At 52.2% G+C, this 23,453-nt stretch carries 19 protein-coding genes and 2 tRNA genes; 20 read left to right on the plus strand and 1 reads right to left on the minus strand.

Going from position 1 to position 23,453, the window contains the following annotated elements; genetic code table 11:
• Positions 1-11 precede the first annotated feature (11 nt).
• From dnaK to R3196_RS01175, 9 genes are all read left to right on the plus strand, one after another.
• Positions 12-1,931, plus strand: coding sequence for a molecular chaperone DnaK (gene dnaK / locus R3196_RS01135; protein WP_318934768.1), 1,920 nt, complete (start codon positions 12-14; stop codon positions 1,929-1,931).
• Positions 1,932-2,031: 100 nt separating this feature from the next.
• Positions 2,032-3,174 carry a molecular chaperone DnaJ gene (gene dnaJ, locus R3196_RS01140; RefSeq protein ID WP_318934769.1) on the plus strand — a complete coding sequence of 381 codons (1,143 nt, stop codon included), beginning with the start codon at positions 2,032-2,034 and terminating at the stop codon, positions 3,172-3,174.
• A gap of 34 nt (positions 3,175-3,208) precedes the next feature.
• Positions 3,209-4,027, plus strand: a complete 819-nt coding sequence (locus R3196_RS01145) for a M48 family metallopeptidase (protein ID WP_318934770.1) — start codon at positions 3,209-3,211, stop codon at positions 4,025-4,027.
• A 104-nt stretch (positions 4,028-4,131) separates the two neighbouring features.
• Positions 4,132-5,373: a dicarboxylate/amino acid:cation symporter gene (locus R3196_RS01150; RefSeq protein ID WP_318934771.1), complete on the plus strand. Its 1,242-nt coding sequence runs from the start codon at positions 4,132-4,134 to the stop codon at positions 5,371-5,373.
• Positions 5,370-6,164, plus strand: a complete 795-nt coding sequence (gene dapB / locus R3196_RS01155) for a 4-hydroxy-tetrahydrodipicolinate reductase (RefSeq protein ID WP_318934772.1) — start codon at positions 5,370-5,372, stop codon at positions 6,162-6,164. Before R3196_RS01150 ends, dapB begins: the two co-directional genes overlap by 4 nt.
• A gap of 202 nt (positions 6,165-6,366) precedes the next feature.
• Complete coding sequence (gene carA / locus R3196_RS01160) at positions 6,367-7,518, plus strand: glutamine-hydrolyzing carbamoyl-phosphate synthase small subunit (RefSeq protein WP_318934773.1); 1,152 nt, start codon at positions 6,367-6,369, stop codon at positions 7,516-7,518.
• 4 nt (positions 7,519-7,522) lie between these two features.
• The gene (gene carB / locus R3196_RS01165; protein ID WP_318934774.1) at positions 7,523-10,747 is read left to right on the plus strand and encodes a carbamoyl-phosphate synthase large subunit; all 3,225 of its coding nucleotides are present in this window, start codon (positions 7,523-7,525) and stop codon (positions 10,745-10,747) included.
• Positions 10,744-11,220, plus strand: a complete 477-nt coding sequence (gene greA, locus R3196_RS01170; protein WP_318934775.1) for a transcription elongation factor GreA — start codon at positions 10,744-10,746, stop codon at positions 11,218-11,220. The genes carB and greA overlap by 4 nt, the downstream gene beginning before the upstream one ends.
• A gap of 138 nt (positions 11,221-11,358) precedes the next feature.
• Positions 11,359-11,901: a hypothetical protein gene (locus R3196_RS01175; protein ID WP_318934776.1), complete on the plus strand. Its 543-nt coding sequence runs from the start codon at positions 11,359-11,361 to the stop codon at positions 11,899-11,901.
• 27 nt (positions 11,902-11,928) lie between these two features.
• Here the strand turns inward: R3196_RS01175 and yhbY are convergent, their stop codons facing one another.
• Positions 11,929-12,237 carry a ribosome assembly RNA-binding protein YhbY gene (yhbY, locus tag R3196_RS01180; RefSeq protein WP_318934777.1) on the minus strand — a complete coding sequence of 103 codons (309 nt, stop codon included), beginning with the start codon at positions 12,235-12,237 and terminating at the stop codon, positions 11,929-11,931.
• A gap of 79 nt (positions 12,238-12,316) precedes the next feature.
• Here yhbY and rlmE point away from each other — a divergent pair, with 79 nt between their 5' ends.
• From rlmE to infB, 11 genes are all read left to right on the plus strand, one after another.
• On the plus strand, positions 12,317-12,943 hold the full coding sequence (rlmE, locus tag R3196_RS01185) for a 23S rRNA (uridine(2552)-2'-O)-methyltransferase RlmE (protein ID WP_318934778.1): 627 nt from the start codon (positions 12,317-12,319) through the stop codon (positions 12,941-12,943).
• A gap of 62 nt (positions 12,944-13,005) precedes the next feature.
• Positions 13,006-14,937 (plus strand): ATP-dependent zinc metalloprotease FtsH, encoded by a 1,932-nt coding sequence (gene ftsH, locus R3196_RS01190; protein ID WP_318934779.1) that lies wholly within the window; start codon positions 13,006-13,008, stop codon positions 14,935-14,937.
• 59 nt (positions 14,938-14,996) lie between these two features.
• Complete coding sequence (folP, locus tag R3196_RS01195) at positions 14,997-15,812, plus strand: dihydropteroate synthase (protein ID WP_318934780.1); 816 nt, start codon at positions 14,997-14,999, stop codon at positions 15,810-15,812.
• Complete coding sequence (gene glmM, locus R3196_RS01200; protein WP_318934781.1) at positions 15,809-17,146, plus strand: phosphoglucosamine mutase; 1,338 nt, start codon at positions 15,809-15,811, stop codon at positions 17,144-17,146. The genes folP and glmM overlap by 4 nt, the downstream gene beginning before the upstream one ends.
• A 100-nt stretch (positions 17,147-17,246) precedes the next feature.
• The gene (tpiA, locus tag R3196_RS01205) at positions 17,247-18,023 is read left to right on the plus strand and encodes a triose-phosphate isomerase (protein WP_318934782.1); all 777 of its coding nucleotides are present in this window, start codon (positions 17,247-17,249) and stop codon (positions 18,021-18,023) included.
• 3 nt (positions 18,024-18,026) lie between these two features.
• Complete coding sequence (secG, locus tag R3196_RS01210) at positions 18,027-18,353, plus strand: preprotein translocase subunit SecG (RefSeq protein WP_318934783.1); 327 nt, start codon at positions 18,027-18,029, stop codon at positions 18,351-18,353.
• Between the two features lie 27 nt (positions 18,354-18,380).
• A tRNA-Leu gene (locus R3196_RS01215) sits at positions 18,381-18,467 on the plus strand.
• Positions 18,468-18,532: 65 nt separating this feature from the next.
• Positions 18,533-18,609 (plus strand) — tRNA-Met (locus R3196_RS01220).
• Between the two features lie 161 nt (positions 18,610-18,770).
• Positions 18,771-19,229: a ribosome maturation factor RimP gene (gene rimP, locus R3196_RS01225; protein ID WP_318934784.1), complete on the plus strand. Its 459-nt coding sequence runs from the start codon at positions 18,771-18,773 to the stop codon at positions 19,227-19,229.
• Between the two features lie 25 nt (positions 19,230-19,254).
• Positions 19,255-20,754 (plus strand): transcription termination factor NusA, encoded by a 1,500-nt coding sequence (nusA, locus tag R3196_RS01230; protein WP_318934785.1) that lies wholly within the window; start codon positions 19,255-19,257, stop codon positions 20,752-20,754.
• Positions 20,755-20,778: 24 nt separating this feature from the next.
• Entirely contained in the window at positions 20,779-23,451 is a 2,673-nt protein-coding gene (gene infB / locus R3196_RS01235) for a translation initiation factor IF-2 (protein WP_318934786.1), read from the plus strand.
• Positions 23,452-23,453 lie beyond the last annotated feature (2 nt).

Here is a 23,453-nt window from a genome sequence, read left to right on the forward strand (position 1 = left end):
GGAGATGAATTATGGGTAAAATTATAGGAATTGACTTAGGTACCACCAACTCATGTGTGGCGGTATTAGACGGCGGCAAAGCTCGCGTTATTGAAAATGCTGAAGGCGATCGCACCACGCCATCGGTTGTGGCTTACACCGATGATGGCGAGACGCTGGTCGGTCAGCCAGCAAAACGCCAGGCAGTTACCAACCCGAACAAGACCTTATTCGCGATTAAGCGACTGATTGGTCGTCGCTTTAAAGACGAAGAAGTGCAGCGCGACATCGGCATCATGCCGTATAAAATCGTCGAAGCTGAAAACGGTGATGCCTGGGTTGAAATCAATGGTGACCGTAAAGCGCCACCGCAGATTTCTGCTGAGATTCTGAAAAAGATGAAGAAAACCGCGGAAGACTTCCTCGGTGAGAAAGTTACTGAAGCGGTCATTACCGTGCCTGCTTATTTCAGCGATGCGCAGCGTCAGGCAACCAAAGATGCGGGCCGCATTGCTGGTCTGGAAGTTAAACGTATCATCAACGAGCCAACTGCTGCGGCACTGGCTTATGGCATGGACAAGAAAAAAGGCGATAACGTTATTGCTGTCTATGACTTAGGTGGCGGTACTTTTGATATCTCAATTATCGAAATTGATGAAGTTGAAGGCGAGCACACTTTTGAAGTACTGGCGACCAACGGTGACACTCACCTCGGCGGTGAAGACTTCGATAACCGTCTGATCAACTATCTGGTTGAACAGTTTAACAAAGACCAGGGCATTGACCTGCGCAAAGATCCGCTGGCGATGCAGCGTCTGAAAGAAGCTGCCGAAAAAGCTAAAATTGAACTCTCTTCTGCCCAGCAGACCGAAGTGAACCTGCCGTATATCACAGCAGATAATACTGGTCCTAAGCACCTGGCAATTAAAGTGACCCGTGCCAAGCTCGAGTCACTGGTTGAAGACCTGATTGAGAAAACGCTGGCGCCGGTTAAGCAAGCGCTGAAAGATGCTGACTTATCAGTCGGTGATATTCAGGACGTCATCATGGTCGGTGGCCAGACCCGTATGCCTAAAGTACAGGCCGCGGTAACGGACTTCTTCGGCAAAGAGCCACGTCGTGATGTGAACCCGGACGAAGCTGTTGCTGTTGGTGCAGCGGTGCAGGCTGGCGTCCTGCAAGGTGATGTGAAAGATGTACTGCTGCTGGACGTTACCCCACTGTCACTGGGTATCGAGACGATGGGTGGCGTGATGACTAAGCTCATCGAGAAGAACACCACTATTCCGACCAAGCAGTCGCAGACTTTCTCTACCGCAGACGACAATCAGTCGGCGGTTACCATCCATGCGCTGCAGGGTGAGCGGAAAAAAGCCAGCGAGAACAAGTCACTGGGTCAGTTTAACCTGGAAGGTATCCGTCCGGCTCCGCGTGGTGTGCCGCAAATCGAAGTTACCTTTGATATCGATGCTGACGGTATTCTGCATGTGTCTGCGAAAGATAAAGACACCGGCAAAGAACAGAAGATCACCATCAAGGCTTCTTCTGGTCTGGATGAAGCTGAAGTTGAGAAAATGGTTCGTGACGCCGAAGCCCATGCTGAGGAAGATCGGAAGTTCGAAGAAATGGTGCAGGTGCGCAACCAGGCCGACGGTCTGGTGCATGCAACCCGCAAACAGTTGGCTGAAGTAGGCGACAACCTCGAAGCCAGCGAGAAAGAAAGCATCGAATCAGCTATCAGCGAGTTGGAAGACGCGATCAAGGCCAATGACAAGGACGAGATCGAAGCTAAGCAGCAGGCGTTGATTGAAGCTTCCGGCAAACTCATGGAAGCAGCCCAGCAGCAGGCGCAGCAGCAGTCCGACAGCGGCGAAAGCGATGGCGGTAAGCAGGACGGCGACGATGTTGTGGATGCTGAGTTTGAAGAAGTAAAAGACGAAGACAAAAAATAAGCGCACGCCCACCGGGTGTCGATAGTAAAAACGCACGGGGGTTGCCAGCTGGTGGCCTCCGTGTGTTTGTTTAAAGGGATAGAGCGGAAGACTCATAATTATGTCTAAACCAGATTTATATGAAGTGCTGGGCGTCAGTAAAGATGCCAGCGAACGCGACATCAAAAAGGCCTATAAGCGGCTGGCGATGAAATACCATCCGGACCGTACCAAAGGCGATAAAGACCTCGAGCAAAAGTTTCGTGAGGTTAAGCAAGCCTATGAAGTGCTGATGGATCCGCAGAAGCGATCGGCTTATGACCAATATGGTCACGCGGCCTTTGACCAGGCCCAGGGCGGCTTTGGCGGCGGGGCTGGCGGTGCTGATTTCGCTGACATTTTTGGTGATGTGTTCGGTGACATTTTTGGCGGTGCCGGTGGGCGACGTGGGCCACAACAGGCGCAGCGCGGGGCTGACCTGCGCTACAACCTTGAGTTATCTCTGGAAGAAGCGGTCAGGGGCAAGGAAGTTGAGCTGAAGATACCTAAGCTGAGCACCTGTGAAGACTGTGATGGCTCCGGCTCCCGCAAGGGCAGTACGCCGGAAACCTGTAAGCATTGCCATGGCGCCGGCCAGATCCAGATGCGCCAGGGCTTTTTCGCCGTGCAGCAGCCTTGTCCGCATTGTCGCGGCCGCGGCAAAGTCATTAAAGATCCTTGCCGTACCTGTCACGGTGAAGGGCGGGTGGAGCGCACCAAGACTCTGTCCGTGAAAATACCGGCAGGGGTCGACACCGGTGATCGGATTCGCCTCAGCGGTGAAGGCGAAGCCGGTGAAATGGGCGCTCCGTCGGGAGATCTTTATGTGCAGGTGCATGTGCGTGAGCACCGGATTTTCGCTCGTGACGGCAATAACCTATACTGCGAAGTACCACTGAGTTTTACACACGCTGCCGTAGGTGGCGAAATTGAAGTGCCGACGCTGGAAGGTAAAGTGAAACTAAAAGTGCCGGCCGAGACTCAAACAGGTAAGTTGTTCCGGTTACGGAACAAAGGTGTGCGTTCGGTTCGCACTGGCGCAGTCGGTGATTTGATCTGTAAAGTGGTTATTGAGACACCGGTCAATTTATCTGAACGTCAGCGTGAGCTGTTACGTGAATTGGATGAATCCATGGGCACAGGTGATGAAGCAGCGCGGTATCGCCCGAAAGAGAAAGGTTTCTTCGACGGGGTACGCAAGTTCTTCGACGATTTGCGCAGCTAGCGACACGGCATGCCCTTATGGCAGGGGATAGTATATGCGAATTTGGCAGAAGGTAGCGGTTAGCTTAATTGGGGCCGCGGTAATCGTGGCTTGTAGTCAGTCACCAACGGGTCGCAATGCGCTGCGTTTATTTTCCGGTAGCGAAATGGACCAGTTGGGTGCAAGGACTTATGAAGAGATTAAAAAGCAAGAGAAAATCAGTACCGACAGCCGTAAAATCGCTTATGTCCAGTGTATTACTGATGATTTGGTTGCCGGTTTGCCGGCTCCGTACGGCGCCAAGCGCTGGGAAGTGACGCTATTTGCTAACGAGGAAGTCAACGCTTTTGCGTTACCGGGTGAGAAAATCGGTGTTTACGAAGGCTTGCTGGAGGTCGCCAAAACCCCTGATCAACTGGCAGCGGTAATTGGTCATGAAATTGCCCATGTCATTGCTGAACATGGTAATGAACGGATGTCCAGCCAGACTGCCGCCGGCATCGGCATGCAGTTAGGGGGTATTCTGGCCGCCAGTGAGCTGGACCAGGAAACGGCGGGCCTGGCAATGGCCGTGCTGGGTGCCGGGGTACAACTCGGTATTTTGCTGCCTTATTCGCGCAGCCATGAAAGTGAGGCTGATCAACTCGGCGTCGATTACATGGCAAAAGCTGGCTATGACCCTGCAGCCGCAGCGAAGCTGTGGCGCAACATGGCGGCCAGCAAAGGCGCGCAACCGCCCGAGTTTTTATCGACTCACCCATCGCCACAGTCCCGTATTCAGGCGCTGCAACAGTACGAAGCGCAGGCCATGCCGGTGTATAAGCAGACTATTGCCCGTAAAGGCCGGCCTGATTGTCAGCGGCCATCGTCCTGATTAGTTATAAGTCATAAAGAAAGAATCTAATCCCAAGCGCCCACTTTAGTTAAAGTGGGCGCTTTCTTTTGTCCGCTTTCTTTTCGGCGATAAGGTGGTAATCAATGTTTCAGGCCTGGTTTGCGATCCCGTTCTGGCAACGGGTACTGGGTGGCTTTGCGCTGGGGGTGTTAATCGGGGTGCTCAACCCTGATATTGCGCAGGCTCTGCGCCCCTTAGGCACTTTGTTTATCAATGCCCTGAAGATGCTGGTGGCACCGCTGATATTCTGTGCCATTGTCAGCGCTATTCTGCAGTTAGACGGCAGCTCCGGAGTGGGAGCTTTGGGTGCTAAAACCGTCGGCTTATTCCTGTTTACGGCAGTCATTGCCAGCGGTATCGGCCTTGGGGTGGGCAGCCTGCTTGATATCACGCCAACCGGGAATCTGGTTGCCAGTGCTGATTATGTGCCAAAGCACGTGCCCGGCGTGGTGGAAGTTTTCCTGAACTTCATTCCCACCAATCCGTTTGCGGCCCTGACTGAGGGCAATATCCTGCAAATCGTAGTGTTTGCGGCGCTGGTCGGGATTGCTATCAATAAAGTCGGAGATACCGCCAAGCCCCTTGGCGATACGCTGAAAGCCGGGGCTCAGGTTATGTACCGCATCACCAAAATGGTACTTGAGCTGACGCCGTTCGGCGTATTTGGACTGATGGCCTGGGTAGTGGGTTATTACGGCCTGGCCAGCTTGTTGCCGTTGGTAGCTTTTATTGGCGCTATTTATCTGGCCTGCCTGATTCATATATTCGTGGTCTACGGTAGTTTGGTGCGTTTTGCTGGCGGCATATCGCCGTGGTTCTTTTTTAAGTCAGTATTTGCCGCGCAACTGGTCGCTTTTACCACTTGTAGTAGCTTCGGTACCTTGCCCGTAGCGCATCAGACCGTGACTGAAAAACTTGGCGTATCGAAAAAATATGCCGGTTTCGTATTGCCCCTGGGTGCTACTATCAACATGGACGGTTGTGGCGGTATTTATCCGGCTATAGCGGCGATATTTATTGCTCAGCTGTATGGTATTCCGCTGGAATGGATGGATTATCTGCTCATTACTCTGACGGCTACCCTGGCGTCAGTAGGCACGGCCGGAGTGCCGGGAACGGCTATGGTCATGCTGACAGTAACGCTGAATGTGGTAGGCTTACCCTTAGAGGGCATTGCCTTTATCGCGGCGATCGATCGGATTATTGATATGATCCGCACCGCTACCAATGTTACCGGCGATATGGCCGTAGCTGTGGTGCTTGGTCGCGAACCGGCCGCATCGGATGATGCGTTAGGCATCAATAAACAACGAGTAAGCTTATGATCAAAATTGGAGTTATTGGCGCTTCCGGGCGCATGGGACAAAGCCTGTTGATGGCGGCCGAAGCGCACGCGCAAATGACGCCGGCAGCGGCGCTGGTTAGTGCTGATTCAGTGCGACTGGGGCAGCCAACCAGTGGCGGCTTAACCTTTATGCATACAGACGATTTAATCGCGGGTCAGATTGATGTGCTTGTTGATTTTTCCTTACCTGAAGCCCTGGTTACAAATCTGGCAACTGCCCAACGCCTGCAGGTGCCAATTGTTGTATGCACTACCGGCCTGACTTCGGCGCAGCAGGAATTGATGGAGCAGGCAGCGGCAGAGATACCCGTACTGTACGCGGCTAATACCAGTGTCGGGGTAACCTTGTTACAACAATTGGTACAACTGGCAAGCTTTGCCTTGCCCGATGCTGATATCGAGATCATTGAAGCCCATCATCAGCATAAGCGGGATGCGCCGTCGGGTACCGCGCTGGTGCTTGGCGAAAGTGCTGCCGCCGGACGCAAACAAGAGTTGGCTAATGTCACCGCCGGTATTCGCGGCGACGGGCAGCGCCGGCCCGGTAGTATCGGCTTTGCCAGTATCCGGGCGGCCGATATCGTGGGGGAGCATTGCGTGTTAATGGCACAAACCGGAGAACGCCTCGAATTAAGCCATAAGGTCAGTGATCGCAGGGTATTTGCGACTGGCGCGCTGCAGGCTGCGCGTTGGCTGTCGGACCAACCAGCAGGACGCTATCGCATGGCGGATATGCTGGATCTGAAGCAGGCTCTGAAAGATATACTCTAGCTATTTAGCAACCCTGCATTGCGGGCAAATTCGGCTGGACTGAAGCGTCGGGTTTCGCTACACTAGGACCAATTTGCCGGGATATTTTTCAGGCAAGCGAAAACGCGCACTCCAGAGGCTTTCAGCCTTACGCTGGTGCAAGGTAATCAACGGGGAAGTCATTTAAATGATTCACCCGTTTTTTTATGTACGGAGGTTAACCTTGAGTATTCTAGCGAGCCATGCAGCAAGTAGGGCGATACTCGTTCTTGCTGATGGTACTGTTTTTCACGGCACAGCGATCGGTGCCGGCGGTGCAGCAGTTGGTGAAGTTGTTTTTAATACCGCAATGACCGGCTATCAGGAAATTCTTACCGACCCCTCCTACGCTGAACAGATCGTCACTCTTACCTATCCCCACATTGGCAATTACGGCACCACCCACGAAGATGAAGAATCCAATCGCGTTTGGGCGAAAGGCCTGATTATTCGGGATATGTCTCTCAAAGCCAGTAATTTTCGCAGTGAACAATCTCTGACTGACTATCTGCGCCAGCGCAATGTAGTGGGCATCGCCGATATTGATACCCGTAAATTAACCCGTCATTTGCGGGAACATGGTGCGCAGAACGGTTGTATTATGGCCGGCAATGTTGACGGTGAACTGGATATAGACAAGGCGCTGCAACTGGCCCGTGAGTGCCCGAGCCTGAAAGGCCTGGATTTAGCCAAAGAAGTCAGTATCCGTCACCCCTGCGAGTGGACAGCGACCAGCTGGAAACTGGGTGAAGGTTTCAGTGATGTGAAAGATGCCAAGTTCCATGTGGTGGCTTACGACTATGGTTTTAAGCGCAACATCATGCGTATGCTGGCGGATCGCGGCTGCCGGATCACTATAGTCCCGGCGCAGATGCCTGCCAGTGAAGTGCTGGAAATGAAACCTGACGGCGTGTTCTTATCCAATGGTCCTGGCGATCCTGAGCCTTGTGACTACGCTATTAAAGCGACCCGGGAAATCATCGCGGCCAAGGTTCCGGTGTTCGGAATCTGCCTGGGACATCAGCTGCTCGCGCTAGCCAGCGGCGGTAAAACTGAGAAAATGAAATTTGGCCATCATGGCGCCAACCACCCGGTGCTGGATATCGAAACAGGGCGTGTCATGATTACCTCGCAGAACCACGGGTTCGCGGTTGAAGAAAGCAGTTTGCCGGACAATCTGCGCATTACCCATAAGTCGCTGTTTGACGGCACCTTACAGGGAATTCACCGTACTGATGCTGCAGCCTTTAGTTTTCAGGGGCATCCGGAAGCAAGCCCGGGCCCGAATGATGCAGCGCCGTTGTTCGACCATTTTATTGAATTAATGAGCCAGTAACACTATGCCAAAACGCACAGATATAAAAAGTATCCTTATTATTGGCGCTGGTCCGATTGTTATTGGCCAGGCCTGTGAATTCGATTATTCCGGTGCCCAGGCTTGTAAAGCGCTGCGCGAAGAGGGCTACCGGGTTATTCTGGTAAACTCCAACCCAGCCACCATCATGACTGATCCAGAAATGGCCGATGTAACTTATATTGAGCCGATCCACTGGGAAGTTGTTGCTAAAATCATCGAAATTGAGCGCCCGGACGCGGTGCTGCCCACCATGGGCGGCCAGACTGCGCTGAACTGTGCGCTGGAGCTGGACAAACACGGCGTGCTGGAAAAATTTGGTGTGGAAATGATCGGCGCTAATGCTGATGCCATCGATAAGGCAGAAGATCGCGATCGCTTCGACAAAGCGATGAAGGCGATTGGCCTGGAAACGCCGAACGCTGAAGTAGCTCACAGCCTTACTGAAGCTTTTGAAATTCAGGAGCGGCTGGGCTTTCCCTGTATCATCCGCCCGTCTTTCACTATGGGCGGCAGTGGTGGCGGTATCGCTTACAACCGTGACGAGTTTGAAGAAATTTGTCGCCGGGGTATGGATTTATCTCCGACCAAAGAGCTGCTCATTGATGAGTCGCTGATTGGCTGGAAAGAATTTGAAATGGAAGTGGTCCGCGATAAAAACGATAACTGCATTATCGTGTGCGCCATTGAAAACTTTGATGCCATGGGTATCCACACTGGTGATTCGATTACCGTGGCCCCGGCACAGACCCTCACCGACAAAGAGTATCAGCTGATGCGTGATGCGGCGATGGCGGTCTTACGTGAAATCGGTGTTGAAACCGGTGGCTCAAACGTGCAGTTCGGTATCGACCCGGATACTGGCCGGATGGTGATTATTGAAATGAATCCGCGGGTGTCCCGTTCCTCGGCCCTGGCTTCTAAGGCGACGGGTTTCCCGATCGCTAAAGTTGCTGCCAAACTGGCCGTGGGTTACACCCTGGATGAACTTGAAAACGAGATTACCGGCGGCGCGACCCCAGCTTCGTTTGAACCATCGCTGGATTATGTGGTTACCAAGATTCCACGCTTTAACTTTGAAAAATTCGCAGGTTGTAATGACCGCCTGACTACCCAGATGAAATCAGTAGGGGAAGTGATGGCGATCGGTCGCAACCAGCAGGAATCCATGCAGAAAGCCTTACGTGGGCTGGAAATTGGTGCCTCTGGCTTCGATCCTATGGTTGACCAAGCTGACCCTGCGGCTCGCGATAAAATTATCCGCGAACTGAAAGAGCCCGGGGCCGAGCGGATTTTCTACATAGCTGATGCCTTCCGCATGCATATGACGGTGCGCGAGGTTTTTGAACTGACCCGTATTGATGAATGGTATCTGATCCAGATCGAAGAGATTGTGCTGCTGGAAGCAGAAATCCAGAAGCTGGGGCTTGAGGGCCTGACAGAGCGCGTGATGCGTCAGCTCAAGCGGAAAGGTTTCGCTGACCAACGCATCGCTGACTTACTCGACGTTGAAGAATCTGAGATCCGCAAACTGCGTCACGGACAGAACATCCATCCGGTTTATAAGCGCGTTGATACCTGTGCCGGCGAGTTCCGTTCCGATACTGCATACATGTACTCGACGTATGACGAAGAGTGCGAAGCGAATCCCACGGATAATAAGAAGGTTATGGTTATCGGGGGCGGCCCGAACCGTATTGGACAGGGCATCGAGTTTGATTATTGCTGTGTGCACGCGGCGCTGGCGCTGCGCGAAGACGGCTACGAAACCATCATGGTTAACTGTAACCCGGAAACGGTTTCAACAGATTACGATACCTCGGATCGGCTTTATTTTGAGCCTATCACCCTGGAAGATGTGCTGGAAATCGTTCGCATTGAAAAGCCGCTCGGCGTGATCGTCCAATATGGTGGCCAGACTCCATTGAAGCTGGCACGGGAACTGGAAGCCAACGGTGTGCCGATTATCGGTACCTCGCCGGATGCTATTGACCGTTCCGAAGACCGCGAGCGGTTCCAGGATGCGGTGCGCCGACTGGGGCTGATGCAACCAGAAAACTCGACTGTCACCAAAGTTGACGATGCCCTGCGCGAAGCTGAGCGTATTGGTTATCCGCTGGTGGTTCGCCCGTCTTATGTCCTGGGTGGCCGGGCCATGGAAATCGTTTACGATGAGAAAGATTTACTGCGCTATCTGACCGATGCGGTAAAAGTATCCAATAAAGCTCCGGTGCTACTGGACCGCTTCCTGGATAATGCCATCGAGGTTGATGTTGATGCTATCTGTGACGGTACCGATGTACTGATTGGCGGTATTATGCAGCATATAGAGCAAGCGGGCGTGCATTCTGGCGATTCAGCCTGTTCACTACCTCCTTACTCGCTGAGCGGCGAGATCCAGGACGAATTGCGTGACCAGATGAAGAAGCTGGCATTTGAACTGGGCGTAAATGGCCTGATGAATGCGCAATTTGCTATCAAAGAAAAAGATGTTTACCTGATTGAGGTAAACCCCCGTGCTGCGCGTACAGTACCTTTTGTGTCGAAAGCGACGGGGCTGCCGCTGGCAAAAATAGCTGCCCGGGTCATGGTTGGTCAGAGTCTGGCTGAGCAGGGGTATACCAAGGAAGTGATTCCCCCCTATTATTCAGTTAAAGAAGTGGTCATTCCGTTTGCCAAGTTCCAGGGTGTGGATCCCATCCGTGGCCCTGAAATGCGTTCAACCGGTGAGGTCATGGGCGTTGGCGAAACCTTCGAAGAAGCCTATGCCAAGGCGAACCTCGGTGCCGGCGAAGCGCTGGCAAAAGCCGGTAAAGCCTTGCTGTCAGTGCGCGACGGCGATAAAGATCGCTTGTTTGATCTGGCGCACGGTCTGATTGGGTTAGGTTTTACCCTGGAAGCAACGCGCGGTACTGCTAAGTTGCTGAAAGGCGAAGGCTTCAGCTGTACTGTTGTGAATAAGTTGCAGGAAGGCCGGCCAAATATTGTTGATGCAATTAAAAACGGCGAGTACAGTTACATAATTAATACTGTTGAAGGGCGCCGTGCGATAGAAGACTCAGTTTATATTCGCCGCGAAGCGCTCTTGAATAAAGTCATTTACACCACTACGTTAAATGCAGCATTTGCTACAGTGAAAGCGAACGCGGCGGATGATCGCGCCCGCGTGAATTCATTGCAATCACTGCATAAAAGGGTTTTAAACGCATGAATCAAATTCCAATGACAACTCGCGGCGCTGATATGCTGCGAGAGGAACTCAGACGTCTCAAGTCAGAAGATCGGCCCAGGATCATTCAGGCTATCGCTGACGCCCGCGAACACGGCGACCTTAAAGAAAACGCTGAATACCATGCTGCCCGCGAGCAGCAGGGCTTTTGCGAGGGTCGCATTCAGGAAATCGAAGCCAAGCTGTCGAATGCTCAGATCATTGATGTCACTAAGGTGCCAAATCAGGGCAAAATCATTTTTGGTTCAACGGTAACCTTATTTAATACGTCCTCAGAAAAAGAAGTCACCTATCAGATCGTTGGTGACGATGAGGCCAATATTAAGCAAAACCTGATCTCGGTTAACTCACCAATATCCCGGGCGCTCATTGGTAAGGAAGTCGACGACGTCGTCCGGGTGAATACACCTGGCGGTGAAGTCGAATATGAAGTTGTGAAAGTCGAATACCAGTAATTCACGGTTTTCCTGACTGCCAGAAAACAGCGCGACCGAGTCGCGCTGTTTTTGTTTTTACTGACCTATATCATTGATTTTACGCAATATAAATGATTAGAATTAAGCTTGTTTGTTTTCTCGTATGAGCGTAAGAAAATGTCCAACGATAGCCGTGTAGTGACGACCTCGTTACTGGATTCAGAGCTTTACCTCCCTGATCTTGAACAATGTATTAAGCGTCTCGAAATAGTCTCCGGCTTACGGGGTAAAGGACGTGTTATGCGCTGGCTGGGCTTAGCCGAAGGGACCTACTCTAACTGGAAACGGCGAAACTCCGTTAATTACAGCAAACTGATCGCAGGCTTATTAGCCCGGCGTATTTCGCTGGACTGGTTTTTTGCACCATACGAGAATCTTCATTACCCGGCGCCGGGGGAAGGACTTGATTTGGGTGAGATCCAGGCTTTTCATCGTGAACAGGATACTATCGAAGAAACGATCCGGGCGCTGGTGCGGATCGAGCCGCTGCTGACCCATTACAATGTTGCGCTGACCGAGGCGAATAAGCAGATAATGGTGGAAACCTTCCGGCTTCAGCGGAGTGAGGTGGTGCCAGTAAATATTGTCTTGCGGCAGGTAGCTAAAGCGCTGGCATTGCAGCCCGGTTACCAGGCTGTGCGCTGCGGCGGTACCGGCTAGCGGTCCGCCCGTCACCGCTCAATGAATTCAGGCCCGAACCAGAGCTATCTTACGTTCGGCACTTGGCTTGTAAAGCGTTAAAACTTTGCCGACAACCTGAACCCGATGGCCGCCGGTATGCGCCACTATTGTTGAATAGATTTGCTCCCGCAGTTCACGATCCTCCTCGGGTACCTTAACCTTAATCAGTTCGTGATGATTCAGGGCTAGCTCGATCTCAGCCAGCACGCCCTCAGTGAGGCCGTTAGCACCTAATAAAACCACCGGTTTTAACGAATGAGCCAGACTTTTCAGCTGCTGTTTTTGCTTATTGCTTAATGTTGAGGCAGTTGCCATGTAATAATATCCCGTTGGAACTTGAATTTTGACTATTCTACCGCCATCTGGGTAGTAGACGCTAGTTTGGTAGGACACAATGGCAAAAAAACGATCAGCAAGCAGCTCGCGCTGGCTGCAGGAACACTTCAGTGACCACTACGTGCAAAAAGCACAAAAGCAGGGCCTGCGCTCGCGTGCGGTGTTCAAGCTGGATGAAATTCAGCAACGCGATAAGATCCTGCGCCCGGGCATGACCGTAGTAGACTTAGGTGCAGCTCCCGGTGGCTGGTCACAGTTTGTGGTCGATGCCATGAATGGCCAGGGGCAGGTTATTGCCTGCGATATTTTGCCGATGGATCCCATTGCTGGCGTCGACTTTCTGGAAGGCGATTTCCGTGAAGAAGCCGTGTTGCAGGCATTGCTTGACCGGATTGGCGGCAAGAATGTGGATGTTGTGCTGTCGGATATGGCGCCTAACATGAGTGGCAACGATAATGTTGATCAGCCCCGGGGAATTTATCTGGTGGAACTGGCATTAGCCATGTGCCACCAGGTGCTGAAACCAAACGGTAGTTTTGTCGTCAAAGTGTTTCACGGACAGGGTTTTGAAGGATTTCTGAAAGATGTAAGGGCCGCTTTTACTACGGTCCGAACCCGTAAACCGGATTCGTCGCGAGCCCGCTCGCGCGAGGTCTATTTGGTAGCGACAGGATACAAATTGTAGTACTCTGGTAACGATAAATAGCGTACTGCGTGCGACAAGCGAAACGAAAGAGGTAGTCGGCTTTGAGCGATATGGCAAAAAACTTAATTTTATGGCTGGTGATAGCTGTGGTGCTGATGACGGTGTTCAACAGCTTCAGCCCGGGCAATAACAGCAAATCTCATGTTCCCTACAGCGAATTTATCTCACAGGTAAATAATGGCGGGGTGCGTAAAGCTGATATTGACGATCGGGTTATCACTGCCCAGGATCGTACCGGCGAGACCTTTAAAACGGTTATTCCGACTCAGTACGATCCGGAGCTGCTGAACGACTTACTGGCGAACAACGTTGAAGTAAGCGGTAAGCCACCAGAAGAGCCGAGTATTCTGACGTCGATCTTTATTTCATGGTTCCCCATGCTGTTGCTGATAGGGGTGTGGATTTTCTTCATGCGCCAGATGCAGGGTGGCGGCGGTCGTGGCGGCGCGATGTCGTTTGGTAAAAGCAAAGCGCGGCTGATGAGTGAAGATCAGATTAAAACAACATTTGCCGACGTGGCTGGCTGTGATGAAGCTAAAGAAGAAGTTACTGAACTGGTTGATTATCTGAAAGACCCGACTCGCTTCCAGAAGCTGGGCGGTAAGATTCCTACTGGTGTCCTGATGGTGGGTCCGCCGGGTACCGGTAAAACTTTGCTGGCAAAAGCAATTGCCGGCGAAGCACAGGTTCCTTTCTTCTCGATTTCCGGTTCAGATTTCGTTGAAATGTTTGTGGGTGTTGGTGCCTCACGGGTTCGTGACATGTTTGAACAGGCGAAGAAGTCTGCCCCCTGCATTATCTTTATCGATGAGATCGATGCCGTCGGTCGTCAGCGTGGCGCCGGGTTAGGTGGTGGTCACGACGAGCGTGAGCAAACACTGAATCAGATGCTGGTTGAAATGGATGGTTTCGAAGGCAACGAAGGTATTATCGTAATCGCTGCGACTAACCGTCCTGATGTTCTGGATCCGGCTCTGTTGCGGCCGGGCCGGTTTGACCGTCAGGTCATGGTTGGCTTGCCTGATGTACGTGGTCGAGAGCAGATCCTAAAAGTTCATATGCGCAAAGTTCCGCTGGGCGACGATGTTGACGCAGCTGTTATTGCGCGCGGCACGCCCGGCTTTTCGGGAGCTGACCTTGCTAACTTAGTTAATGAGGCCGCGCTGTTCGCAGCGCGAACCGAGAAGCGGGTGGTGTCGATGGAAGAATTCGACAAAGCCAAAGACAAAATCATGATGGGTGCTGAGCGCCGCAGCATGGTAATGACTGACGAAGAAAAAGAAATGACCGCTTATCATGAAGCGGGTCATGCTATCGTCGGCCGGTTGGTGCCTGAGCATGATCCGGTGTACAAGGTCTCTATTATTCCTCGTGGCCGTGCTTTAGGTGTGACCATGTATCTGCCTGAGCGGGATCGCGTCAGCCACAGTAAGCAGCATTTGGAGAGCATGATTTCCAGCCTGTTTGGCGGACGTATTGCGGAGCAGGTTATTTACGGCGACGATCGGGTTACCACCGGCGCCTCGAATGATATTGAACGGGCTACCCAAATCGCCCGGAAAATGGTCACCCAGTGGGGGCTGTCGGACAAGATGGGCCCATTGCTGTACGCAGACGATGAGAATGAAGTCTTCCTTGGCCGGTCGATGGGGCATCACAAGCAGATGGCTGATGACACTGCTCAGGCAATTGACCGGGAAATCAGGTCTTTTATCGATCGCAACTATGATCGTGCGAAACGCATTATCGAAGAAAATGTAGATATTCTGCACGCAATGAAAGATTGTCTGATGAAGTATGAAACCATTGATGCGGATCAGATAGACGATTTAATGAATCGCCGTGATGTACGCGAGCCTCGCGACTGGAATAAGCCGGACAACACCCCGAAATCGGGCGGTGGTGCGGCTGATACCGAAGCGCCTGAGCGACCGATATCTGATGGCAAGACTGGCGACGCACCCGCCAGTTAAGTATCGAAAAGCCCCGGGAACGGGGCTTTTTTTTGCAGAATAATGATTTGAGGCGAGCTATGACAACAGCAGGCGCACCGGTAAAAGTTATGGGTATTCTTAATGTAACGCCGGATTCATTTTCAGATGGTGGTCAGTTTAACCAGCTTGATCAGGCCCTGCGCCGGGCTGAACAACTGGTTGCTGATGGTGCTGCTTATCTGGATATCGGTGGCGAGTCGACCCGCCCGGGTGCCCCTGCGGTTAGTACAGAAGAAGAGCTGGATAGGGTGATCCCGGTCATTGAGCGGCTGCGGCAGGAGCTCGCAATACCTTTATCGATCGACACCTCCAAGGCTGAAGTCATGCGTGCTGCAGTTGCCGCAGGCGTTACCATGATCAACGATGTGCGGGCACTTCGTGAAGAGGGTGCTTTGGCGGCAGTTGCAGCCAGTGAGGTTGAAGTTTGTCTGATGCATATGCAGGGCGAACCACGCACCATGCAGCAGTCACCGGTTTATGAGGATGTGGTCGGTGATGTGAAAGCCTTTTTGCTTGAACGGGTCAATGCCTGCACCGGCGCGGGAATTGACCGCGACCGGATTTATCTGGATCCAGGCTTTGGTTTTGGCAAAACCATCAGGCATAATTACGAGCTATTGCAGCGGCTGCAGGCGTTACACGAACTGCAACTGCCACTGTTGGTCGGCATTTCAAGAAAGTCGATGTTAGGGCAGGTAACCGGACGGGATGTTTCTGAGCGCCTGCCAGCAGGGCTTGCCGCAGCAACTATTGCAGCGATGAAAGGCGCACACATTATCCGTGTGCATGATGTCAGGGAAACGGTTGATGCAATGAAAATCGTTGCAGCAACCTTGGCAGGAGAATTCAATTGAGTGAACGTAAGTATTTCGGCACTGATGGGGTGCGCGGCCGGGTTGGTGACTTCCCGATTACCCCGGACTTCGCGGTAAAGCTTGGCTGGGCTGCCGGCACTGTATTGTCAGCCAGTGGCAACACCCGGGTGTTGATGGGTAAAGACACGCGTCTGTCGGGTTATATGCTTGAATCTGCGTTAGAAGCTGGTTTGTTATCGGCCGGCGTCAGCGTCGAATTTCTGGGCCCCATGCCAACCCCGGCAGTGGCCTATCTGACGCGCAATTTCCGCGCCGCAGCAGGAATCGTTATCAGCGCCTCGCATAATCCTTATTACGATAATGGTATTAAGTTTTTCTCCGATGCCGGCAGTAAGCTGCCGGATAGTGTTGAGGCTGAAATCGAGCGGCTACTGGATGAACCTATCCAGTGCGTGCCATCAGAAAATATGGGTCGGGCCAGTCGCATCGATGATGCTCCGGGCCGTTATATTGAGTTTTGTAAAAGCGTATTCCCCGGCGACTTGTCGTTAAACGGTCTGAAGATCGTGGTCGATTGCGCCCATGGAGCAACCTATCATATCGCCCCTGACGTGTTGCGGGAGCTTGGCGCTGATATCTGGGAAATCGGTACTGAGCCCAATGGCATTAATATTAACCATGAATGTGGCGCAACTCATCTGGATGCGTTGCGGAGTAAAGTGCGCGAAACTCACGCAGATCTGGGCTTTGCCTTAGACGGCGATGGCGATCGGATTATGATGGTAACAGCCTCCGGTCGGGTCGTTGATGGTGACGATATTCTGTTTATTCTAGCCCGCGCGGCACAACAGGATGGCTTGTTACAGGGAGGCATAGTCGGCACCCTGATGAGCAATTTCGCGCTGGAAAAGTTTTTTACCGACCGCCGTATTCCTTTTGTGCGAGCCAAAGTTGGTGACCGTTATGTGATGGAAGAGTTGGTAAAACGCGACTGGCGTATTGGTGGCGAAAACTCAGGTCATATTATTAATCGCCAGTACCACAGCACCGGTGACGGCATTATTGCTGGATTGCAGGTGCTGACGGCGATGCAGCGCGAACAGAAGACTTTGGATGAGCTTCTGACGGGCTTTACTAAGTTTCCGCAGGCGCTGGTTAACGTACGCTTTACCGCTGGCAGTGATCCTTTACAGGCTGATAACGTGCAGGCAGTAGTCAGCGAAGTGGAACAGGCGTTGGGTAATAATGGCCGGGTATTGCTGCGGAAATCCGGGACGGAGCCGCTGATTCGCGTAATGGTCGAAGGCCAGGACGCAAAAATAGTGAAATCTTTTGCTGATGAAATAGCCAGTGAAGTTGAAGCTGCCAGCTGAGCCAAATTTCTTTGGCGTAGTTGGCATTTAGCCACTTGTAAGTTGCGGCCAGGTTATGTAATATCTCGCCGCTCTCAACTCAGGAAGCAGGAGAGACCAGATGCAGCGTCAACCTTTAGTAATTGCAAACTGGAAAATGAACGGAAACCGTAGTCTGGTCGAGAAAATGACCGTAGAATTGCGCGAGCACGATGAGGTGCTTGATCAGATTTCTGTGGTGATCTGTCCGCCGGCGGTATTGCTTCCGGCCTGGCAGGATGCGGTGTTCTATGATCATGTTCATTTGGGCGCACAAGACGTCAGTGAGCATGCCAGTGGCGCGCATACTGGTGAACATAGCCTGAGTTTGCTGACTGAAGCAGGCGTGGATTTTGTGCTGATAGGGCACTCTGAACGCCGCCAGTTTTACGGTGAAGACGAAGAACGCATTCGTGCTAAAGTGCAGGCTACGTTAAGCTTCACTGAAAAGCCGGTTACTGTGGTGCTTTGTGTGGGCGAAACCGCCTCACAACGGCAACAGGAACAAACCTTCGCTGTAGTAGAGCAGCAGTTGCAAAGCGCGCTGGAAGGCGTGAGTGAGCAGCAAAGTAAACAGATAGTTATTGCCTACGAACCCGTTTGGGCGATTGGCACCGGACAAACAGCAAGTCCGGAACTTGCGCAGCAGGTGCACGGATTTATCCGGCAGTGGCTGACAAAAAAATTCAGGGTTTCAGGTAGCCGGATGCATATCTTGTATGGCGGTAGCCTGAAAGCCGATAACGCTGAAGCGCTGTTCGCTGAGGCTGACATTGATGGTGGTTTGATCGGCGGCGCCAGTTTAGATCCAGAACAGTTTCTGGCAATTTGTTCAGCGGCACAAACCCGGAGTAAATGATATATGTATGAAATGTTATTGATTGCGTACCTGATAATAGCCTTGGTTCTGATTGGTTTTGTTATGATCCAGCAAGGTAAAGGTGCAGACATGGGCGCTTCATTTGGCGCTGGCGGTTCGAACACGGTATTCGGCTCTGGCGGTTCAGGTAACTTTCTGACCCGGACCACTGCAGTACTGGCCGTCATATTTTTTGTTCTCTGTCTGATTCTGGGTAACTTATCATCCGGCGTTGGCGAGGAATCCGGTGAGTTTGAAAATCTGGAAACTCCGGTTCCGGAAGTTCAGCAACAGCCAGCTGATGACAGCGACGTACCTCCGGGTAACTAAGCTAAGCACAGATTGACCATCTTTTTTGCCGAAGTGGTGGAATTGGTAGACACGCTATCTTGAGGGGGTAGTGCTCTAACGGGCGTGCGGGTTCAAGTCCCGCCTTCGGCACCAAATTTGCGACCTGATGACGGTTGCTTTTCAAGCGGAAAACCTTATAATACGTACACGTTTTCGGACGCGGGGTGGAGCAGTCTGGTAGCTCGTCGGGCTCATAACCCGAAGGTCGTAGGTTCAAATCCTGCCCCCGCAACCATTTTAGTAAGACAAAGGGTCCAGTGTTATAAAAGCCCCGCCGCAGTTCGGGGCTTTTTACTATGTGGCCTCTGCTGCAGCGACTTATTTTTCAGGTAAGGCGATTTGGCAGTCAACAACACTGGGCGTTTACGCCCTTTTTTTGTTTCAGGAGTTTAGCGTTTGGCACGAGTTGAAGAACGGCTGGCAGAGATGCTGCAGCCCGCGGTAGAAGCACTGGGATTCTCACTCTGGGGAGTCGAGTTTGTGCGCGCCGGAAAACATTCTACATTACGTGTCTACATCGACCACGAAGATGGTGTTGGTGTAGATGATTGTGCGCAGGTGAGTTATCAGGCCAGTTCGATTCTGGATGTTGAAGATCCAATCAACACTGAGTACTACCTGGAAGTTTCATCGCCAGGCATGGAACGGCCGTTTTTCAAAGCCGCCCAGTTTGCTGATTACATTGGCGAAGTAGCCGCTGTTGAGCTCAACATGGCTCAACAGGGTAAACGCAAGTTTAAAGGCAAGATTGCCGCAGTTGATGGCGATCAGATCGAGTTTGACGTGGACGGAGAAATGCTCAAAGTAGCGAATTCTTCGATCAAGAAAGCTCATTTAGTTCCTCAGTTTAACTAACGGATTGCGCAGGCGAGGCAAAACCATGGCAAAAGAAATTTTATTGGTTGCAGAAGCAGTTTCAAACGAGAAAGACGTATCAAAAGAAAAGATTTTTGAGGCGCTTGAGTCAGCGCTTGAGCATGCGACCAAAAAGAAATATGACGGTGACATTGAAGTGCGGGTGAGTATTAACCGCAACACCGGTGATTTTGACACATACCGCCGCTGGTTGGTGGTCGACGATACTGAAACCCCGCTGGAGCATCCGTACCGGGAAATCAGCCTGGCGGCTGCTCAGTATGAAGATGACAGCGTGCAGGCTGGCGACTATGTTGAAGAGCAGATCGCGTCTATCGAATTTGACCGTATCACTACGCAAACGGCGAAGCAGGTTATCGTACAGAAAGTACGTGAAGCCGAGCGCGCTAAAGTTGTGGAAGAATATCAGGACCAAATCGGTGATCTGGTCAGCGGTATTGTAAAACGCGCTAACCGTGAGCACGTGATTCTTGATTTAGGTAATAATGCCGAAGCCATTATTTATCGCGAAGAAATGCTGCCGCGGGAGTCGGTTCGCGCCGGTGACCGGGTTCGTGGATTGCTCTATGACGTGCGGCCGGAAGCGCGTGGTGCGCAGCTGTTTGTCAGCCGTACTAATCCGAACTTCCTGATTGAGCTGTTCCGCATTGAAGTCCCGGAGATCGGTGAAGAACTTATTGAAATTCGCGGTGCGGCGCGGGATCCTGGCTCACGGGCGAAGATCGCCGTGAAGAGTAATGACCGCCGTATCGATCCGGTTGGCGCCTGTGTAGGTATGCGTGGCGCCCGGGTACAGGCGGTTTCTGGCGAGCTCGGCGGCGAGCGCGTTGATATCGTATTGTGGGATGATAACCCGGCACAATTTGTCATTAATGCGATGGCGCCGGCGGAAGTTGCCTCTATCGTCGTTGACGAAGAAGCGCACACCATGGATATCGCTGTTGAAGAAGGCAACCTGGCTCAGGCTATCGGTAAAGCCGGACAGAACGTGCGACTGGCCAGTCAGCTGACCGGCTGGCAGCTGAATGTTATGGCGGTGGACGAGTTTAACGAAAAAAATGAAGCTGAAGCACAGCGCTTACTGGACCTCTTTACCAGCAGCCTGGCAATTGATGAAGATTTCGCTTCAGTACTGATTGATGAAGGTTTTTCGTCTTTAGAAGAAATTGCCTATGTGCCGATGGACGAGTTACTCGCCATTGAGGGTATGGATGAAGACATCGTCGAAGAACTGCGTAGCCGTGCTAAAGGAATATTGACGACGAAGGCTCTTGCGGATGAAGAATCCCTGGAAAGTGCTGAGCCGGATGAAACGCTGCTAAACCTGGAAGGTCTGGATCGGCACCTGGCGTTTGTGCTGGCGAGCCACGGCGTAGTAACGCTGGAAGATCTTGCCGAGCAGGGTATTGATGATTTAGCGGATATTGAAGAATTAACCGAACAACGAGCTGGTGAGCTGATTATGCAGGCGCGTAATATCTGCTGGTTCGGTGATGAAGAATAAGGTCAACGGGGGGTACAACAAACTATGGAAGAAGTAACGCTGGATAAGCTAGCCAAAGATGTGGGTACGACAGTTGATCGTCTGGTACAGCAGTTCGCAGAAGCAGGCATGAAAAAGGTGCCCGGCGATCATGTAACCGAAGCTGAGAAACAAAAGCTACTTACGCATCTGAACAAGGCGCATGGCGGGTCTGGCCCGTCTGAGCCAAGCAAGATGACCTTGAAGCGCAAGGAAAAAAGCACACTGAGCATTGCTGGCGGCCCGGGCCGCAGTAAGTCGGTATCAGTGGAAGTGCGCAAGAAACGAACCTATGTGAAGCGCTCAGCGCTGGAAGAAGAGCAGCGCGCCGAACAGGAACGCGCTGAAGCTGAACGCGCTGAAGCCGAAGCAAAACGTCAGGAAGCTGAAGCAAAAGCAGCGGCGGAAGCGAAACTGGCAGCCGAGAAGAAAGCGGCTGAAGAAAAAGCTAAACAAGAACAAGCGCGTAAAGAGAAAGAAAAAGCTAAAGCTAAAGCAGAAGCGGACAAGCGCGCGGCGATGACGCCGGAAGAGCGTAAGCAAGCCGATGAAGCTAAAGCGGAAGCCGAGCGGCTGCGTAAAATTCAGGAACAGGAAGCCCGTAAAAAGGCTGAAGCTGAAGCTGCGCTGCAAGCTGAAGAAGCGCGTAAACTGGCCGAAGAAAACTCAGCCCGCTGGCAGGAAGAAGAAGCTAAGCGCAAGAAAGCTGAGCAGGAAGATGTCCATTTTACCACTTCCAGTACCGCGCAAGCTGCTGAAGATGAACAAGATGTTGATGAGGAGCGCCGCAGCCGTCGTAAGGCGAGTAAGCGCCGTCGTGCTGATGATGAGCGCGATGACAGCCCGCGCCGTGAAAAACGCCGCAAAGGCTCAAAACGTTCGACCCTGCAGCAGGCATTTAATAAGCCGGCCTCACCGGTGGAACGCGAAGTGAAACTTGGCGAGACCATTACCGTTGGTGAACTGGCTAACCGTATGGCCATTAAAGCCAGCGAAGTGATTAAAACCATGATGAAAATGGGTGAGATGGTCACGATTAACCAGGTATTGGATCAGGAAACTGCCAGCCTGGTAGTTGAAGAACTGGGCCACCGGGTGGTATTGGTCAGCGATAATGCGCTCGAGCAGGAAGTTCTGTCGGATCGCGACGCCACTGAAACCGGAAATAAAGTGCCACGGGCACCGGTCGTTACCGTTATGGGTCACGTTGACCATGGTAAGACCTCCCTGCTGGATTATATTCGTAAGGCCAAGGTGGCTTCCGGTGAAGCAGGTGGTATTACCCAGCATATCGGTGCGTACCATGTTGAAACTGACCACGGCATGATCACCTTTCTCGACACCCCGGGTCACGCAGCGTTTACGCAGATGCGGGCGCGTGGTGCCGGCGCCACTGATATCGTGATTCTGGTCGTAGCGGCAGATGATGGCGTTATGCCACAGACGCTGGAAGCTATTCAGCACGCTAAAGCAGCGCAGGTTCCGATTGTGGTCGCCATCAATAAGATGGATAAGCCAGAAGCTGATCCGGATCGGGTGAAAAACGAATTAGCCCAGCGCGATGTCATACCTGAAGAATGGGGTGGTGACGTGCAGTTTGTACCGGTTTCCGCACATAGCGGTGACGGTATAGAGCAACTGCTGGAAGCGATTTTGCTGCAGGCCGAAGTACTTGATTTACAAGCTGTCGCTGATGGTATGGCGCACGGTATCGTTATTGAGTCACGGCTGGATCGCGGTCGCGGCCCGGTGGCCTCGGTACTGGTACAGGAAGGCACGCTGCGGCAGGGCGATATTGTTCTGTGTGGACTTGAGTACGGCCGTATCCGGGCGATGCGTGACGAATTGGGTCGGGAAATTAAAGAAGCCGGCCCGTCAATTCCGGTAGAGATCCTTGGCTTATCGGGTGTACCGCAAGCCGGTGATGAAGCCACTGTTGTTAAGGACGAGCGTAAAGCTCGTGAAGTTGCCAATTATCGTCAGGGTAAATACCGTGAAGTTAAGCTGGCCAAGCAACAGAAAGCTAAGCTTGAAAATATGTTCGCGAACATGGAGGAGGGCGAAGTTCAGGAGCTTAACGTTGTATTGAAGTCCGACGTTCAGGGCTCGCTGGAAGCTATTGCCGATTCACTGCAGAAGCTGTCTACCGACGAAGTGAAAGTCAATATTATCGGTAGTGGCGTTGGTGGTATTACCGAAACGGACGCCTCGCTGGCCAGTGCTTCAAATGCCATTATTATCGGCTTTAACGTACGGGCAGACGCCTCAGCTAAACGTCTGATTGAGCAGGACGCAGTAGATTTACGCTACTACAGCGTTATTTATGACTTGCTTGACGAAATCAAGTTAGCCATGACCGGTATGCTGGCACCTGAATTCAAGCAACAGATCATTGGTCTGGCTGAAGTCCGGGATGTGTTTAAGTCACCGAAAATTGGCGCGATTGCCGGGTGTATGGTAACTGAAGGCGTAGTCAAACGCTCCGCACCTATTCGGGTGCTGCGTGACAACGTTGTCGTATACGAGGGCGAGCTGGAATCTCTCCGCCGCTTTAAGGATGATGTACAAGAGGTTCGCTCTGGTATGGAGTGTGGTATCGGCGTGAAGAATTACAACGACGTGAAAGTCGGCGACCAGATCGAAGTATTCGAGACGGTCCAGGTTGAGCGGAGTCTATAAGC

This window comes from Pseudidiomarina sp. (assembly GCF_033722695.1).
Classification (GTDB): domain Bacteria; phylum Pseudomonadota; class Gammaproteobacteria; order Enterobacterales; family Alteromonadaceae; genus Pseudidiomarina.

Excerpts from the sequence above, each read along its gene's own strand:
- dnaK (WP_318934768.1), top strand. The coding sequence starts at position 12 with ATGGGTAAAATTATAGGAATTGACTTAGGTACCACCAACTCATGTGTG.
- dnaJ (WP_318934769.1), top strand. The coding sequence starts at position 2,032 with ATGTCTAAACCAGATTTATATGAAGTGCTGGGCGTCAGTAAAGATGCC.
- R3196_RS01145 (WP_318934770.1), top strand. The coding sequence starts at position 3,209 with ATGCGAATTTGGCAGAAGGTAGCGGTTAGCTTAATTGGGGCCGCGGTA.
- R3196_RS01150 (WP_318934771.1), top strand. The coding sequence starts at position 4,132 with ATGTTTCAGGCCTGGTTTGCGATCCCGTTCTGGCAACGGGTACTGGGT.
- dapB (WP_318934772.1), top strand. The coding sequence starts at position 5,370 with ATGATCAAAATTGGAGTTATTGGCGCTTCCGGGCGCATGGGACAAAGC.
- carB (WP_318934774.1), top strand. The coding sequence starts at position 7,523 with ATGCCAAAACGCACAGATATAAAAAGTATCCTTATTATTGGCGCTGGT.
- greA (WP_318934775.1), top strand. The coding sequence starts at position 10,744 with ATGAATCAAATTCCAATGACAACTCGCGGCGCTGATATGCTGCGAGAG.
- R3196_RS01175 (WP_318934776.1), top strand. The coding sequence starts at position 11,359 with ATGTCCAACGATAGCCGTGTAGTGACGACCTCGTTACTGGATTCAGAG.
- yhbY (WP_318934777.1), bottom strand. The coding sequence starts at position 12,237 with ATGGCAACTGCCTCAACATTAAGCAATAAGCAAAAACAGCAGCTGAAA.
- rlmE (WP_318934778.1), top strand. The coding sequence starts at position 12,317 with ATGGCAAAAAAACGATCAGCAAGCAGCTCGCGCTGGCTGCAGGAACAC.
- folP (WP_318934780.1), top strand. The coding sequence starts at position 14,997 with ATGACAACAGCAGGCGCACCGGTAAAAGTTATGGGTATTCTTAATGTA.
- tpiA (WP_318934782.1), top strand. The coding sequence starts at position 17,247 with ATGCAGCGTCAACCTTTAGTAATTGCAAACTGGAAAATGAACGGAAAC.
- secG (WP_318934783.1), top strand. The coding sequence starts at position 18,027 with ATGTATGAAATGTTATTGATTGCGTACCTGATAATAGCCTTGGTTCTG.
- nusA (WP_318934785.1), top strand. The coding sequence starts at position 19,255 with ATGGCAAAAGAAATTTTATTGGTTGCAGAAGCAGTTTCAAACGAGAAA.
- infB (WP_318934786.1), top strand. The coding sequence starts at position 20,779 with ATGGAAGAAGTAACGCTGGATAAGCTAGCCAAAGATGTGGGTACGACA.